Annotated in this window: 11 protein-coding genes; 3 read left to right on the forward strand and 8 right to left on the reverse strand. The window is 68.5% G+C overall.

Annotated features, from left to right (window positions below; all coding sequences use genetic code 11):
• Positions 1–2: 2 nt before the first annotated feature.
• Complete coding sequence (locus C1931_RS13970) at positions 3–1148, forward strand: glycosyltransferase family 4 protein (protein WP_108756782.1); 1146 nt, start codon at positions 3–5, stop codon at positions 1146–1148.
• Positions 1141–1998 carry a polysaccharide deacetylase family protein gene (locus tag C1931_RS13975; RefSeq protein WP_108756783.1) on the forward strand — a complete coding sequence of 286 codons (858 nt, stop codon included), beginning with the start codon at positions 1141–1143 and terminating at the stop codon, positions 1996–1998. The genes C1931_RS13970 and C1931_RS13975 overlap by 8 nt, the downstream gene beginning before the upstream one ends.
• Before the next feature lie 83 nt (positions 1999–2081).
• Here the strand turns inward: C1931_RS13975 and glmM are convergent, their stop codons facing one another.
• From glmM to trpB, 5 genes are all read right to left on the reverse strand, one after another.
• Positions 2082–3446, reverse strand: a complete 1365-nt coding sequence (gene glmM / locus C1931_RS13980) for a phosphoglucosamine mutase (RefSeq protein WP_108756784.1) — start codon at positions 3444–3446, stop codon at positions 2082–2084.
• A complete protein-coding gene (gene accD, locus C1931_RS13985; protein ID WP_108750230.1) occupies positions 3446–4321 on the reverse strand; it encodes an acetyl-CoA carboxylase, carboxyltransferase subunit beta in 876 nt (291 codons plus the stop codon). Before accD ends, glmM begins: the two co-directional genes overlap by 1 nt.
• Before the next feature lie 170 nt (positions 4322–4491).
• Entirely contained in the window at positions 4492–5301 is an 810-nt protein-coding gene (gene trpA, locus C1931_RS13990) for a tryptophan synthase subunit alpha (RefSeq protein ID WP_108756785.1), read from the reverse strand.
• A gap of 1 nt (position 5302) precedes the next feature.
• Positions 5303–5992: a hypothetical protein gene (locus tag C1931_RS13995; protein ID WP_108756786.1), complete on the reverse strand. Its 690-nt coding sequence runs from the start codon at positions 5990–5992 to the stop codon at positions 5303–5305.
• On the reverse strand, positions 5989–7206 hold the full coding sequence (gene trpB / locus C1931_RS14000; protein ID WP_108750233.1) for a tryptophan synthase subunit beta: 1218 nt from the start codon (positions 7204–7206) through the stop codon (positions 5989–5991). The genes C1931_RS13995 and trpB overlap by 4 nt, the downstream gene beginning before the upstream one ends.
• Positions 7207–7303: 97 nt before the next feature.
• On the opposite strand from trpB, the gene C1931_RS14005 reads away from it, so the two are divergent.
• The gene (locus C1931_RS14005; protein ID WP_108756787.1) at positions 7304–8188 is read left to right on the forward strand and encodes a LysR family transcriptional regulator; all 885 of its coding nucleotides are present in this window, start codon (positions 7304–7306) and stop codon (positions 8186–8188) included.
• A gap of 615 nt (positions 8189–8803) precedes the next feature.
• Here the strand turns inward: C1931_RS14005 and C1931_RS14015 are convergent.
• From C1931_RS14015 to C1931_RS14025, 3 genes are read right to left on the reverse strand one after another with little or no spacing between them, the layout of a single operon-like run.
• Positions 8804–9913 (reverse strand): toxic anion resistance protein, encoded by a 1110-nt coding sequence (locus C1931_RS14015; protein ID WP_108756788.1) that lies wholly within the window; start codon positions 9911–9913, stop codon positions 8804–8806.
• A gap of 44 nt (positions 9914–9957) precedes the next feature.
• Positions 9958–10659 carry a hypothetical protein gene (locus C1931_RS14020; RefSeq protein ID WP_108756789.1) on the reverse strand — a complete coding sequence of 234 codons (702 nt, stop codon included), beginning with the start codon at positions 10657–10659 and terminating at the stop codon, positions 9958–9960.
• Positions 10656–16040 carry a DNA repair ATPase gene (locus tag C1931_RS14025; RefSeq protein ID WP_108756790.1) on the reverse strand — a complete coding sequence of 1795 codons (5385 nt, stop codon included), beginning with the start codon at positions 16038–16040 and terminating at the stop codon, positions 10656–10658. The genes C1931_RS14020 and C1931_RS14025 overlap by 4 nt, the downstream gene beginning before the upstream one ends.
• Positions 16041–16102 lie beyond the last annotated feature (62 nt).

A 16102-nucleotide genomic window follows, 5' to 3' on the forward strand; every position in this document is an offset into this window, starting at 1 on the left:
CCATGACTCGCCCGCTGCGCATCCTGCACACCGAGGCCGCCACCGGAATGGGCGGCCAGGAGATCTACATTTTCCGCCACATGCAGGCCATGCGTGCGCGCGGCCACGAGGTGGCACTGCTGTGCCAGCCCGGGGCGCGCCTGGCCGGGCTGGCCCGCGATGCGGGATTCACCGTACATACCCTGCGCATGGGCGGTCTGGCGCGCCTGCTGCGCGGCATCTGGTCAGTCGCACGCCTGGTGCGTCGTGAACGCTACGACGTGGTCAACACCACCAGCCGTCGCGATGCCTTGATCGCCGCCGCCGGCGCACGCCTGGGCGGCACGCCGCTGGTGGTGCGCTCGCGCCACCTGATGAGCCCGGTCAATTCATTGCTGACCTACACCGGGCTGCCGCACCGGGTGCTGACCGTCAGCAGTTTCGTCAAGCAGCTGCTGGCCGAGCGCGGCGTTCCGGCGGCCAGCATCGGCATCGTGCCGCCGATTGCGGTGCCGCCGCAGTGGAGCGACATCCGCAAGCCCGACCCGTGGCAGTGCCTGCAGGACGTACGCGCCGAGGTGCGCGGCGAACTGGGCTTCAGCGCCGACGATATCGTGGTGGGCTGCGTGGCCGTGCTGCGCGAACCCAAGGGCCATGCCGACCTGCTGCAGGCCATCGCACCGCTGTGCCAGGCCAACCGCAACCTGCACCTGGTGGTGGTGGGCGATGGCGAACCGGTGATGGCCCGCCTGCAGGCCCTGCGCGATGCACTGGGCCTGCAGCAGCAGGTCCACCTGCTGGGCTACCGCGATGGTGCCTGCCGGCTGATGGCCGGCTTCGACATCTTCGCTCTGGCCTCGCACAAGGAAGCGGCGGGCACCGTGTTCCTGGAAGCGGCGTTCGTGGGCGTGCCGATCGTCGCCACGCGCGTGGGGGGTGTTCCGGAAATGGTGGTCGATGGCAGCAACGCGCTGCTGACCCGGCTGGGCGACCGCGCAGCATTGACTGCCGCGCTGCGCCTGCTGGTGGACGACCCCGAACGCCGCCGCCTGATGGGCCGTGCCGGCTGGGACTGGATGCGCAGCGCGCACCGGTTCACCCCTGCCGGCCACGGCGAAACCACCGAATACTATTATCACCAGTGGCTGAAGGAGCTGGGACATGGCTGACGCACGAACCGTACCGGTGCTGATGCACCATCACGTAAGCCCGTCGCCGGGCATGATCACCGTGTCGCCGGAAAACTTCGAGAGCCAGATCGCCTGGCTGGCGCGCGAAGGCTGGACGTCGCTGACGCTGGACCAGTACGCCGGCTTCCTGGCCGGCAAGCCGGTGCCCCGCAAATCGATCGTGATCACCTTCGATGACGGTTACCTGGACAACTGGGTGTATGCGCACCCGATCCTGCAGAAGTACGGCATGCACGCGGTGGTGTTCGTGGTGACCGGCTGGATGGGCGAAGGCCCGGTGCGCGCGCATGCTGGTGTGGCCGACGCCGTGCTGCCGCCGACGCCGGACCACCGTGGCTGCGAGACGGCGATCTTCCAGGACAACCGCTGCGACGATGTGATGATGCGCTGGAGCGAAGCACGCGCCGCCATCGAGGCCGGCACCTTCGAGGTGCACTGCCATACCCACACCCATACCCGCTGGCTGCAGCGGCAGGACCTGGACCGCGCGCAGCGCCGCGATGGCATCGACCAGGACCTGGCGCGGGCGCGGCAGGTGCTGCAGGCGCAGCTGGGCGAAGTGTCCGACACCCTGTGCTGGCCGTATGGCGATTTCGACCAGGACCATATCGAGGTCGCCCGCGCACACGGGTTCCGCTACCTGCACACCACCCATCCGTTCGGCCGCAACGTGGTCGGTGGCGATCCGGAACGCATCTATCGCTTCGCGATCCGCAACCGCCCGGCCAGCTGGCTGCGCAAGCGCATCGCGCAGAGCTACCACCCGCTGCTGGGGCCGCTGTTCAACGGCTTCAAGGCACGCCAGAAGAAGATGGTGCCCGGGCCCTAGGCATTGCCCGCGATCGTGCGCGGTGGAAACGAAAACGCCCCGGTATCCCGGGGCGTTCCGCATTGTGCAGGCTGAGCCGAAGGTCAGGCGGTTGCAGCGGACTTCACCGCGGCCGACAGCCGGTCCAGGGTGTCCTGCATCAGGGTGGCGTCGTCGGCTTCCACGGTGACGCGCACCACCGGCTCGGTGCCGGAGGGACGCAGGAACGCACGGCCCCGGCCACTGACGGCCTGCTGTGCTTGCACCAGTGCCGACTGCACGCTGTCGGCCTGCACGGTGGCCTTGGCCGAGACATCGCCCAGGCGCACGTTGACGGTCTTCTGCGGCACCTTCGACAGCGGCTGCAGCGCCTGACGCAGGGTCTGCCCGCTGCGCTTGAGCGCCACCAGCACCTGCAGCGCACTGACGATGCCATCGCCGGTGGTGGCGCGGTCCAGGCACAGCAGGTGGCCGGAGGCTTCGCCGCCGAGCACGCCATTGCCTTCGATCAGCGCCTGGTGCACGTAGCGGTCGCCCACGTTGCTGCGCTGGAACGGAATCTGCAGCTCGGCCAGCGCCTTTTCCAGGCCGTAGTTGCTCATCAGGGTGCCGACCACCGGACCACGCAGGCGGCCTTCGGCCTGCCACGCGCGCGCCAGGATGTAGAGCAGGTCGTCACCGTCGACCGGGGTACCCTGGTCGTCGGCCATCAGGACACGATCGCCGTCGCCGTCGAAGGCAATGCCCAGGTCGGCGCCGGTCTCGCGCACCTTGGCGGCAAGGTTGTCGATGTGGGTCGAGCCCACGCCGTCGTTGATGTTCACGCCGTTGGGTTCGGCACCGATGCCGATGACATCGGCACCCAGTTCGCGGAACAGCAGCGGCGCGATCTGGTAGGTAGCGCCGTGTGCGCAGTCCAGCACCAGGCGCACGCCACGCAGATCGAACGAGCGCGGCACGCTGGCCTTGCAGAACTCGATGTAGCGGCCCACCGCTTCACGGGCACGCGAGGCCTTGCCCAGCTGCTCCGATTCGGCGGTGGTGAACGGCACGTCCAGCGCTGCTTCCAGCGCCAGTTCGGTGGCGTCATCAAGCTTCTCGCCCTGGGCGGAGAAGAACTTGATGCCGTTGTCGTAGTGCGGGTTGTGCGAGGCACTGATGACGATGCCGGCATCCACGCCCAGGGTACGGGTAAGGAAGGCCACGGCCGGCGTGGGCATCGGGCCCAGCAGCTGCACGTCGGCACCGGCGGCGACCAGGCCTGCTTCCAGCGCGGCTTCGAACATGTAGCCGGAAATGCGGGTGTCCTTGCCGATCACCACGATCGGACGACGCCCATGCGCGCCGCGCTGGGCCACCAGCACGCGGCCCAGGGCATTGCCCAGGCGCAGCACGAAATCGGCCGAAATCGGGCTCTGGCCGACGCGCCCGCGGATGCCGTCGGTACCGAAGTACTTGCGGCCTCCCATCAAGCCACCTCCGGCCGCGGCTGACGGCCGAGCATGGCCAGCAGGTCGGCCAGGCGGTCACGCATTTCGCGGCGGTCGCAGATCTGGTCGATGGCGCCGTGCTCGAGCAGGAACTCCGAACGCTGGAAGCCTTCGGGCAGCTTTTCGCGCACGGTCTGTTCGATCACGCGCGGGCCGGCGAAGCCGATCAGGGCCTGCGGTTCGGCGATGTTGATGTCGCCCAGCATTGCAAACGAGGCCGACACGCCACCGGTGGTCGGGTGGGTCAGCACCGAGATGTACGGCAGGCCAGCCTCGCGCAGCTTGCCCAGCGCGGCCGAGGTCTTGGCCATCTGCATCAGCGAGAACAGGCCTTCCTGCATGCGCGCGCCGCCACTGGCGGAGAAGCACACGTAGGGGGCGCCGATTTCCAGCGCGGTTTCGGCGGCCAGCGCGAAGCGCTCACCCACCACCGAGCCCATCGAACCACCCATGAAGGCGAAATCGAACGAGGACGCCACCAGCGGACGGCCCTTGAGCAGGCCGCGCATGGCGATCAGCGCGTCGTACTCGCCGGTGTTCTTCTGCGCGATCTTGATGCGCTCGCTGTACTTCTTCTGGTCCTTGAACTTCAGCAGGTCGGTCGGCCCCAGGCGCGCCGCGATCTCGGTGGTGCTGTCGGCGTCAAACAGCGCGGCCAGGCGCGCGCGCGCGCGGATCGCCATGTGGTGGCCGCACTTCGGGCAGACCTCCAGGTTTTCTTCCAGCTCGGGGCGGTACAGCGCGCTGCCGCAGCTGCTGCACTTTTCCCACAGGCCCTCGGGGACGCTGCGCTTCTTGCTGGGGGTGTTGTCGGTGCGGATGCCGGACGGCATCAACTTGCTGAGCCAACTCATGCGGGAGGACACTTCCGTTCAGGGCGGCCCGAAGGCCGCAAAGGCCGACAGTCTAGCGCCGCTCCCCCTGCCCGTGCACCCCCGCGTGGCTGCCGGGGGTTCGGGAAAAAACCATGCTGTGACGTACGTTTAGCGCGGCAACGCCGTGCGCGCAGCACCGGGCCATGCTGTCAGGCGTCCAGGGCCTGCCGCAGCGGGGCCAGGAACGCATGCGCCTGCTGCGCCGCCTGTTCCGGCGAGGCGGCATCGGCCAACGCTGCCACCAGCGCACTGCCGACCACCACGCCGTCGGCCTGCACGGCCATGGCCGCGGCACTGGCGGCATCCTTGATGCCGAAGCCGGCCACCACCGGCACCGTCGCCCCGGCGCGCAGGGCCTGCAGGCGCACACTTGCTGCCTGGCTGTCCAGGCGCTCGGAGGCACCGGTGACACCGGCGAAGCTGACGTAGTACAGATAGCCGCGTGCCAGCGACAGCAGGGTCTGCGCGCGCGCATCGCTGGTGGTGGGCGAGGCCAGCAGCACCAGCGCCAACCCGGCCGCATCGAAGGCCTGCTTCGCCTCGCCGGCCTCTTCCGGCGGCAGGTCGACCAGCAGCACGCCATCCACGCCGGCCTGCACGGCCGCCTGCGCGAACGCCGCGTAACCGTGGATCTCCACCGGGTTCAGGTAGCCCATCAGCACCACCGGCGTCTGCGTGTCACGCTGGCGGAACTCGGCCACTGCCTGCAGTACGTAACGGCTGCCTGCGCCACGCGCCAGCGCGCGTTCCGAGCTGCGCTGGATGGTCGGGCCGTCGGCCATCGGGTCGGAGAACGGCACGCCCAGCTCGATCACATCGGCACCGGCCTCGACCAGCGCATGCATGACCGGCACGGTGGCTTCCAGCGACGGGTCACCGGCGGTAATGAAGGGAATGAGTGCCTTGCGGCCGGCGGCACGCAGGCGGGCAAAGCAGGCATCGATACGTTCAACGGACATTTCAGCTACATCCTTCAATCAATTCAACGGCGCCACTGGCGCCCCAGTACATCCTCGATACCACGCCATCGACGATCTCCACGCGGATCGCCAGGTCCGACCCCGGGTCCTGCCAGAGCAGGCTTTCGCCGGCTTCCGCATCGGCCCCGTAAGGCTGGGCGCTGGTGCCGGCGGGCAGCCGCTGCAGGGCCTGCGCACGGGGCATGTCCAGGTGCAGCCCGAACGGGCCGGGCTGCAGCACGACCTGGCCGGAATCATCGATGGGCGCCAGGTCGAAGCGCACCACATCGTCGTCCTGCACCAGCATCGACACCCCTTCGGGCAACAGACCACGCTCGTAGTACTCGCAGCGCCCCTGGGTGGCTTCGTGCAGGCCGGCGGAGTGCCATTCGCTCTCCCCCTGCAGCTCGCTGAAGCGCTGGCCGACCAGCACATCACCGGCATGGTCCAACGCGACCGACACCACCGCAGGTGCTTCGTCTGCGGCCGGCGCGGCAATGGGCGCAGGAGCGGGGGCGTCATCGATGGGGCGATGCGCCAGGTCGTCATCGTTGCTGGCCGGGTGCTGCGCGGCGGCGATCGCCGCCGGGGTGGCCGCTGCCGGCGCCAGCACCGGCGGCTCGGGTGGCGCGCAGCCGCCCAGGCCGACGGCCAGCGCCAGCACGCCGCCATGGCGCAGCACGCCGTTCACAGCACCAGACCCTCGCGCGCCGCAATGGTGTGCACATCCTTGTCGCCACGACCGGACAGATTGCACAGCACGATCTGGTCGCGCGGGCGCTCGCGCGCCAGCTTGATCGCCTGCGCCAGCGCATGGCTGGATTCCAGTGCCGGCAGGATGCCCTCGGTGTGCGCCAGCAGGTGGAACGCCTGCAGCGCTTCTTCATCGGTGATGCCCAGATAGCGCGCGCGGCCACTGTCGGCCAGGAACGCGTGCTCCGGACCGACGCCGGGGTAATCCAGGCCGGCCGACACCGAATGGGTTTCGATGATCTGGCCATCATCGTCGCACAGCACATAGGTGCGGTTGCCGTGCAGCACGCCCGGGCGGCCGGCAGCGATGGACGCGGCGTGGCGGCCGGTATGGATGCCGTCGCCGGCGGCTTCGGCACCGACGATCTCGACCTGGCGATCGTTGAGGAACGCATGGAACAGGCCGATGGCATTGCTGCCGCCGCCCACGCAGGCGGTGATCGCGTCCGGCAGGCGGCCGTATTCGGCCAGCATCTGCTCGCGCGCCTCGCGGCCGACGATGGCGTTGAAGTCACGCACCATGCGCGGGTACGGATCGGGGCCGGCCACGGTGCCGATGATGTAGAAGGTGTCCTGCACGTTGGTCACCCAGTCGCGCATGGCTTCGTTGAGTGCATCCTTCAGCGTGGCCGAACCGGAGGTGACCGGCACCACGGTGGCGCCCAGCAGCTTCATGCGGTAGACGTTGATCTTCTGCCGCTCGATGTCGGTGGCACCCATGTAGACCACGCATTCCAGGCCCAGGCGCGCGGCGACGGTGGCACTGGCCACGCCGTGCTGGCCGGCACCGGTCTCGGCAATGATGCGCTTCTTGCCCATGCGCGCGGCCAGCAGCGCCTGGCCGATGGTGTTGTTGATCTTGTGCGCGCCGGTGTGGTTCAGGTCTTCGCGCTTGAGCAGGATCTGCGCACCGCCGACGTGGTCGCTCAGGCGCTGGGCGTGGTAGATCGGGCTGGGCCGGCCCACGTAATGGGCCAGATCGCGGTCGTAGGCACGCTGGAATTCCGGGTCCTGGCGGGCCTGGTCGTAGGCCTGGGCCAGTTCCTGCAGCGGGCCGACCAGGGTTTCGGCAACGAAGCTGCCGCCGTAGCGGCCGAAGTGGCCCTGGGCATCCGGGAAGGCGTGGTAGTCGGCAATGGGGGAGGCAGACATGGAAGCGACCGCTGGTTCGAGACAGGTGGATACTCTAGCGCACGGATCCTGACCGGAATATCGATATTATCTGGCGTGTACTGTCAGGAAATCTCACATGAGCACCTCCCTGCTGCCGCCGCTCAACGCCCTGCGCGCCTTCGAAGCCACCGCCCGCCTGGGCGGGGTGGGCCGCGCTGCGCAGGCCCTGCATGTGACCCATGGTGCGGTGAGCCGGCAGTTGAAACTGCTGGAAGACCACCTGGGTCTGGCGCTGTTCCAGCGCTCCGGGCGCGGCCTGCGCCTGACCGAGGCCGGTCAGCGCCTGCAGGCGGCGTGCGGCGAGGCATTTGCCGGCATCGAACGCTGCGTGCGCGAACTGCGCCGGCCCGCCGCCTCCCCTGCCCTGGTACTCGGCTGCAGCGGCAGCGTGCTGGCGCGCTGGATGATTCCGCGGCTGCCCGCGCTGCAGGCGGCGCTGCCCGGGGTGAACCTGCAATGGTCGGCACTGGATGGAGCCTTCACCGAGGCGCAGGCGGCACTGGACGCGGTGCTGCTGCTGGCCGAAGGGCCCTGGCCGCGCGGCTGGCAGGTACGCGAACTGGCGCCGGAACGGGTGGGTGTGGTGGTGGCGCCTTCGCACCCGGCCGCGCAGCGCCTGCGCCATGCCGCGCCGTCGGCCCTGCTGCTCGAACGCGTGCTGCACACCCATTCGCGCCCGCAGGCGTGGCCGGGCTGGGCGCGGTCACATGGGCTGGATGCGGACCAGTTGCAGTTCGGCACCGGCTTCGAACATCTGTATTACCTGCTGGAAGCAGCGGTGGCTGGGCTGGGCCCGGCGATCGCGCCGGAACCGCTGGTAGCCGAAGACCTGGCCGCCGGGCGACTGATTGCCCCGTGGGGGTTCTCAGCAACCGGCGGGTTCTGGGTGCTGGCCTGGCCGGACGGTCCAGTTGACCCGCGCGTGGAAGCGCTGGCCGAGTGGGCCATGCAGCAACTGTAGAGTCGAGCTTGCTCGACTGCCTTGGCCGTAGAGTCGAGCTTGCTCGACTGCTCCAGATCGTAGAGTCGAGCTTGCTCGACTGCTCCAGATCGTAGAGTCGAGATCCTATGTTCGTGGTCAAGTCTGCTGGAAGCAGGCTTCACCCACTTTCAGCATGCTCGGGTCGAAATCCCGGCCGCTCTTGAAGACGCCCCACGCGATTCTGGCCAGCTTTCTGGGCGGGATGGGGATCGCTCGACTCGTCTGTCGGCTCGACTCCGCAGATGCTTGCTTGACGGTCCCTCCACCCTGGCTCCTACATACCTCGTAGGAGCCGGCGGGAACATACAAGCTTGCTCGACTGCTCCAGATCGTAGAGTCGAGCTTGCTCGACTGCTCCAGATCGTAGAGTCGAGCTTGCTCGACTGGAGCGAAGGCAGAGCCAAGGCAGTCGAGCATGCTCGACTGCTCCCGATCGTAGAGTCGAGCTTGCTCGACTGGAGCGAAGGCAGAGCCAAGGCAGTCGAGCAAGCTCGACTCTACGGCCAAGGCAGTCGAACGAGTTCGACGGTAGGGCGCGGCCGCAGTCGAACGAGGTCGACGGTAGAGCGCGACGGCAGTCGAGCGGGCTCGACGTCAGGGCGCGGTCGGCGCGGCCAGGCGCTGCTGCAGGTCTTCGCGCAGGCGCGACAGTTCCACTTCGGCCTGCTGGCGCTGCTGCATGCCTTCGCGATGGATGCTGCGCACTTCTTCCACGGTGGCGATCAACTGGTCGTGTACGTGGCGCAGGGTGGCCACATCGATCACGCCACGCTGGTTGCTGCGCGCGGCATCCACCGAGGCCTGGCGCAGCAGGTCGGCATTGCGGCGCATCAGCTCGTTGGTGGCATCGTCGATCGAGGTGGCCAGTTCCGCGGCGTTCTTCTGTTCGCCCAGCGAGAGCTGGATCGCGAACTGGCGCTTCCACGACGGGATGGTGATCTCGCGCACCGTGTTGAACTTCTCGATCAGCTGCAGCGCGTTGGCCTGGATCAGGCGGATCATCGGCAGCGACTGGTCGGCGGCATGCTGCATCAGCAGCAGGTCGGACACGCGCTTTTCGATCAGGCGGATCGCGTTGTCGATCTCGCTCTGGCGGATGCGCTGCTGCGGGTCGTCAGTGCCCTGCCCGGCCAGCTGTTCGGCCTGCAGCTCGGCCAGCCGCTGCTTGCCGGCGGCGGCGTACAGGCCCAACGCATGGCGTTCTTCGCGCACGATGTCGTGCATGCGGTCAAACTCGCCCACGCGCTTGCCCATCAGCGTCTGCTGCGCGCCGACATCGCCCAGCAGCTGTTCAATCTGCGCATTGGTGTCGCTGAACTTCTGCACCAGCTCGCCCTTGGACGCACGCAGGCGGTCGATCAGGCCGCCGATGATCGGCACCTTTGATCGCTGGGCGAAGCCATCCAGCTTCAGGCTGCGCGCGATGCGCACGACTTCGCCCAGTTTCTCGCCACTGGCATCCAGATCGCGGTTGCGCACCTGGTCCAGCAGCTGGCTGGAGAACGCCGCGGTGCGGGTGGCGGCTTCACGACCGAACACCTGCAGGTTGCCGGGGCGCAGGTCGTCCAGTTCCTGGCGGATCTGCGCGATGCGCGGCAGGTCGTCCGCCACCAGGCCCAGGGCCTGCAGCGTGCTTTCATCGATCGTGGCGGGGGTGGCGGCGCTCGGCACGAGGCCGCCGTTGATGTGGCTGTCCTGGGTCATCGGGCAGTCTCCTTGCAGATGGGTAAGCGGCAGCGGCGGCCGGCTCAGCGCAGTCTAGCCTGAGCGGCGGCCACTTCGTGGTCGATCTGGGCCTGCAGGTCGGCGGCCTGTGCGGCCTGCACGGCACGGGCCTGGGCCTGGCCGGCCAGTGCGGCCTGCCGCCAGGCCGGCAGCAGGGTGTCGTGGATGTGGGCAAATCGCTGCAGCAGCGCCTGGTCCTGCTCGTTCAACAGTTGCCATTGCCCTGCATCCAGCGCGCGCAGGGCCGACAGGCGCTGCAGGTGGTCCACGCGCGCGGCCAGCCCGGCCTGCGCGTGTGCGGGCAGCGTCGCCAGCAATGGCTGCGCGGCATCGGCCCAGTGCTGCAGTGCCTGTGCAGCGGTCTGGGCGTGGGCGATGGCGGCCTGGCGCTGCTGCAGGTGCCCCTGCAGGCGCTGCGCCTGTTCGCGCGCCTGCAGCACCAGCACCCCCAATTGCGACTGCAGTGCCTGCGCCTGCGCCTGGCGGGTGACGTCGCGGCCCAGCAACCTGCCCCACCAGCTTTCCTGGCGTCGCAGCCGCGCCGGATCGGCGCCCTGTACCGCCAGTGCGATGCGCGCCAGCGCCTGCACCAGGCCGTGTGCATCACCGACGGCGAGTATCGGCTCGCCGGCCTGCAGCGCACGCAGCAGCGGCGCGCCATAGTCGGCCAGCGCCGTGGCATCGGCGCTGGCCGGCAACTGCGGCGTGGGCAGGGGCTGGCTCACGGCAGCGGCGGTGGCCGCGGCGTATCGTCGGCACCGCTTTCCGGTGGCAGCGATTCACCATAGAAGTGGCGCATCAGGGCTTCGTCCAACGCGCGTTCTTCCGGCGTGGACGCGCGGCGTACGCGCGGGCGCCGGCGCAGGTCGGCCACCGGTTCGGCCTGCACCTGCTGCCGCGCCCAGCCGGCAAAGGCCGCCAGGGTCTGCGACAGCTGCACCTGCTGTTCCTGCGAGGACACCAGTACCTGCAGCAGCGGTGCCAGACCGGCCTGCAGGTCTTCGGCCAGCGGTGCGGCCTGCACCACGGCCGGCGCGGCCGTTGGCGCGTTGGTTGGCGCAGGCGCGGGGCGCGCCTCGGCCAAGCGGTGCAGCGCCTCCAGCAATGCTGGCCACGGTGCCGGATCGGCGGGCGCCGCCGGGGCCTGCGCGGGCGCTGGCGGCGGCAGCTGCAGCGCGCTGGCGATGTCGGCCAACTGCGCCACCACCCGCCCACCCACATCCCCTTCGTCGGCGCCCATGGCCTTGTTGCGCAGGAAATCGCGCTTGATCTGCGCCCAGCGCTGCGCCTGCGCGTCATCCAGCACGCCACGCAGTTCGGCCAGCTTCAACAGGTTCTCTTCGGCACCGGTGGTCAGCAGCTGCGCCTCGCCCAGGTAGTGGTCGGAAACCAGCTGCTGCAGCTCGTCCTCGTTCATCACCGGCGAAATCTTCTCGGCCAGCTTGTTCATGTTGCGGTAGCTGCCCTGCAGCCGGAACGGCGGCTCGGTGCGGTAGCGGTCATCCTGCGCGGCACTGGCGATGTACTGCTGGTTGACCCGGTAGACCACGTCGCGCACCCGCAGCATGCGCTGCAGGGTGGCGGTGATCTCGTTCACCTCGGCCCCGCTGTAGGCATGGCTGAGACCGTTGGTGGACACGTCCTTGCCCATCGCCCGATCAACCAGCAGGTACAGATCGGCCATGTCGCGGGTGGCCAGCGGCGCCAGCACCGGGTTGGAGGTGAGGCTGTTCTCGATGTAGCTCAGGGTGAACGCCGCTTCCATGCCACCCAGCACATCGCCCAGGTTGTAGATGTCGGCGCGGTTGGCCAGCATGTCCGGAATCTTGAACACTTCGCCGGACTCGGTGTACGGGTTGCCTGCCATCACCACGCAGAACTTCTTGCCGCGCATGTCATAGGTGCGCGTCCTGCCACGCCACACGCCTTCGATGCGGCGCGTGCCGTCGCACAGTGAAATGAACTTCTGCAGGAACTCGGGATGGGTGTGCTGGATGTCATCGACATACAGCATGGTGTTGTTGCCCATTTCCAGCGCCAGGTTCAGCTTTTCCAGCTCCTGCCGCGAGGTGGCATCGGGCGCCTGCTGCGGATCCAGCGAGCGCACCTCATGGCCCAGCGCCGGCCCGTTGATCTTCATGAAGACCAGTCCCAGACGGTGCGCCACGTATTCCATCAACGTGGTCTTGCCGTAGCCGGGGGGCGAAATCATCATCAGCAGGCCCATCAGGTCGCTGCGCTTGTTCTCGCCCACCGTGCCCATCTGCTTGGCCAGGTTGTCGCCGATCACGCCCAGGTAGACGTCGTTGATGAGCTTGTTGCGCACGAACGAGGACAGCGGCCGCGGCTTGAACTCAGACAGGCGCAGGGTGTCGCGTTCGCGGGTGATGATGCCCTGGCGCACGCTCTGGTAGGCGTGGAAGGACGGCACGAAGCGCTGCAGGTGGTGCTGCAGGCGCGACTGGAAATCGTCCAGGGTCAGCACCAGGGTGCCGCCGTGGATGCGCGGATGCTCGCCCAGCAGCCCCTTCACTTCGGCGCGCAGGATGGCCTCGCTGGCACGCGTGCGCAGTTGCCGCTGTACCAGCAGCAGTGCCGCGGCTTCGTCGACATAACCGGCATGGGCGGCCTGCGCCGGCAGCCCGGCCAAGGCACGCAGCCACTGCCCGGCCAGTGCCCAGCGCGTAGCCAGCGGGTCCTGGCTGCGCTGCAGCGCGCGCTCGAACGCATCGCGCTGGCCGGCCTGCTCCAACTGTTGGGACAGCGCGTCCAGCAGGGCCTGGGCGTGGCGGCTGATGCTGAACACCGGCTCGCCATTGTGCAGCTCATCGGCCAGGTAGGCCGCGGCATCGGCGGCCATGTCGGCGTCGAACGCAAGGCCGTGTGCCTGTGCGTGGTCATGCAGCGCCTGCGCGATTTCCGCGCGCAGCGCCAGCCGCCCTTCGTCCGAACCGAACAGACGGGCAATGGTGTCGGCGCCGGCCTGGCGGCTGGGCCACTGCGCCACGGCATCCTCGCGCTGCTGCGCGGCCCAGAACAACAAGGCCAGCGCGCGCACGCGCGGCGCATGCCGCAGCGGCCCGGCGGCCTGCTGCAGCGGCAGCAGCGCACGCAGGATCAGCGCGGCGTCGTGGTCGTGGATGCCGCGTTCGTAGCCTTCGCGGTAGCGCGGCGCTGCGAACGCGCGCACACGCTGGTCCAGCGCATCCGGTTCGGCGGCATCGTGCAGCAGCTGCGGCAGATCCAGGCCGTCGCGCCCTTCTTCGGCGGCACGCAGCAGGCAACCGGCCAGATATTCGCCGCGGTAGATCGCGTCGGATTCCGAATCCAGGGTGACCGGCCAGAACGGCTTCAGCGCGTCCAGTTCCGGGTCGTGCAGGGTTTCCAGGAAGTCGGTGCCGGTGAGATGGATGGCCAGGGTGTCGCCGCGCGGCAGCAGGGTCAGGTCCAATGCCTGGGTGTTCACGCTGAAGCGATGGCGCGGCCCAAGTCGCACCACATTGCCGCCGGCTTCGTACAGATCGCTGCGGTCACGCAACTGGCGCACGGCCTGGTCGCGCACGCCCTTCAGGCGCGCCTCGATATCGTCGGCCTTCACATTGTCGCGCAGCGCACGCAGGCGCTCGGCCAGTTCGCGCAGCTTGAGGATCAGCGGGTCGCCGGCGAAGAAGGCATTCAGTTCGTCGGCGCTGGCGAAGCGTTCGGTGCGCTTGGCCAGGCCGTCGAGGATGCGGTTGGCCGCATCGAGCACCGAGCGCGCCTTGCGCTGGCGGTCATCCAGCAGCGCCTGTTTGTGCGTGTCGAAGGCTTCCACCAGCTCTTCGCGCTTGCTGAGGATGTCGCCGAGGAACTGCTCGTGCTCGCCGAACTGGCTTTCCAGTTCTTCCAGCTGCACCAGCAGGCGCGACAGCTGGTCGTCGGCCTTTTCCGGATCGCTGGCCATGGCCAGCGCACTGGTGATCGATTGCGAGAACAGGGCGAACTGCGCGGCGAACTGCGCCACCGATTCGGCGCTGCCCAGGGTCTTCCTGCGCTGTTCGGCACGCGCGCGGGCCTGGTTCAGGCGGCCATACAGGGTGGAAATGGCTTCCACCACGCGCGTGCGTGCGGTGGCGTCGTCCACCTTCAGGCCCGCCATCAGCTGCGACAGCATGTCCAGGTCGGCCGCCATGTCACGCAGCCCTTGCAACTGTTCGTCCAGCTGGCGCGCACTGGCGGCCTGCTGGGCCGCTTCATCCAGCGCCTGCAGGCGCGCGGCCAGCGGTGCCAGGGCCGCATCGCCGGCAAGGAAGCTGCCGGTAGCCGCACCCACCCGCTCGTGGGCCTGCACCAGTTCGGCGCCCATCGCTTCGATGCGGTCGGTATCGATGTAGCGCAGTTCACGCAGGGTCAGCAGGCGGCCGCGCAGCGCGGTGATCGCGTTCAGCGCCTCAACGAAGGCCTGCACCTCGTTCCAGTTCTCCGGCTGCAGGCGGCCCAGCAGCGCCTTGTAGGCGGCTTCCGCCTCGGCCATGGCCTGCGCCGACTGCTGGCGGATCGACTGTACTTTCTCGTATTCGTCCAGCACCGACTCGCCGGTGGCACTGATCTGCCGCAGCAGGGCCTCGGCGCCGTCGCAGGCCTCGTCACCCAGCCAGTGGTGGGCGTCGAACAGGCGGCGGGTATCGGCCACCAGGCGTTGGTAGCGCTGCACCGACACGTCCTGGCCGTCGATCTCGCGGGCCAGGTTGAACAGGTTGGAGATGCCACGCACCAGTTCGGCGTTGCCGATGCGGCCCATGAAGGTGTTGCCCGGCGGCCGGCTGGCAGCGAATTCGTCACTGCTGAAGGGCGTCTGCCAGACCTGCATTGGATGGATGCGGGTGGGTTCGGTGCCTTCGGCGTTGAACAGCACCATGCGCCCATCCTGCATGAACGCGTAGCCGTGGCCGAACACCGGGTTCTGCAGCACGCGCTGGATGGTGTTGTACACGAACAGGGCCGAGCGGCCGCCTTCGCGCTCGTAGAAGATGTACAGCACGTCCTCGCCGTTGGGCGAACGGATGCTGCGCTTGAACTGCATGCCGGCCATGGAGGCATCGAAGGCCTTGTGCTCGCCGCCCTGCAGGTAATAGCCGCCGGGGAAGATCACGCCGTGGTCTTCGGGCAGCTGCACGCAGGCCTGCACGATGGCATCGTTGCGCACGATGGCGCCGGTGAGCGTGTTGTAGATCAGGCCGCGCCAGACCGTTTCGCGGTACGGCAGCACCTTCAGCAGCAGCAGCGAGCCGACCCGGGCGAACTCGAACTGCGCATCGTCCAGCGACTGGGTGCTGTCTTCCACCGGCTCGCTGTAGATGCCCTGCCCGGTCTCGGTGTTGTTTTCCACCTTGATGGTGAGGTCGCCACCGGTGGTTTCCACGAACAGGGTGTCGAGGATGTTCAGGTGCGAATGGCGGCCGTTCACCGCCAGGTCGCGGGTGGCCTTGGTCCATTCGAAATCGAACGGCGGCGGCAGGGCGATGTCACGCTCGCCGCGCGCATCGAGGTAGGTCAGTTCGCCATCGCGCGACAGCGCCCAGCGGAACACGCGCACATCGCTGCTGCGTTCGCCGATCTGGAACGAGGCCAGCAGCTTGTCGCCCACCACGATCAGCTGCAGCAGGCGCGCGTGCTTGTAGTAGGCATAGAGTTCGTTGAAGTCGTGCACGAAGCCGGGCTGGTCGAGGAAGCTGCCCTTCAGCTCCAGCGCAGCCACGTCGTAGCCATCGGGACCCTGCACCAGGCGGTACAGACCGAACACATCCTCGATGCGGGTCTGGGTCTTCAGCCCGATGAACACGTTGTAGCCGAACAGCAGGCGATCGGGGCCGACCTGCACGATGTCGCGGCCGACGCAGTTGTTCTCGCTGCGGATGCGGAAGCGACCGACCACCTCCAGGCGGCTGTCGCCGAACTCGGCCAGGCGCTGGCGGTTCAGGGTGTCGGCCAGGGCCTGCAGACGCTGGCCCTGTTCCACCAGGCGGCGGCGCAGCACTTCGTAGGCACCGCCCTGGGCCACGGCCTGGTCGACGGTGTCGGCCGCCGCCGCGGTGGCGCTGTCGGCGGTTGAATTCGTTTCGGACATCAGCAGGCTTCCCGCTCACGGATGGACGGCCGCTGCGGCGGCCATCGTGGACGTGCGGTGGC

This window comes from Stenotrophomonas sp. YAU14A_MKIMI4_1 (genome assembly GCF_003086855.1).
Lineage (GTDB): Bacteria > Pseudomonadota > Gammaproteobacteria > Xanthomonadales > Xanthomonadaceae > Stenotrophomonas.

Coding starts and splice junctions, on each gene's coding strand:
- C1931_RS14025 (WP_108756790.1), bottom strand. CDS start 16,040: ATGTCCGAAACGAATTCAACCGCCGACAGCGCCACCGCGGCGGCGGCC.
- trpA (WP_108756785.1), bottom strand. CDS start 5,301: ATGTCCGTTGAACGTATCGATGCCTGCTTTGCCCGCCTGCGTGCCGCC.
- glmM (WP_108756784.1), bottom strand. CDS start 3,446: ATGGGAGGCCGCAAGTACTTCGGTACCGACGGCATCCGCGGGCGCGTC.
- accD (WP_108750230.1), bottom strand. CDS start 4,321: ATGAGTTGGCTCAGCAAGTTGATGCCGTCCGGCATCCGCACCGACAAC.
- C1931_RS13975 (WP_108756783.1), top strand. CDS start 1,141: ATGGCTGACGCACGAACCGTACCGGTGCTGATGCACCATCACGTAAGC.
- C1931_RS14015 (WP_108756788.1), bottom strand. CDS start 9,913: ATGACCCAGGACAGCCACATCAACGGCGGCCTCGTGCCGAGCGCCGCC.
- C1931_RS14005 (WP_108756787.1), top strand. CDS start 7,304: ATGAGCACCTCCCTGCTGCCGCCGCTCAACGCCCTGCGCGCCTTCGAA.
- trpB (WP_108750233.1), bottom strand. CDS start 7,206: ATGTCTGCCTCCCCCATTGCCGACTACCACGCCTTCCCGGATGCCCAG.
- C1931_RS13970 (WP_108756782.1), top strand. CDS start 3: ATGACTCGCCCGCTGCGCATCCTGCACACCGAGGCCGCCACCGGAATG.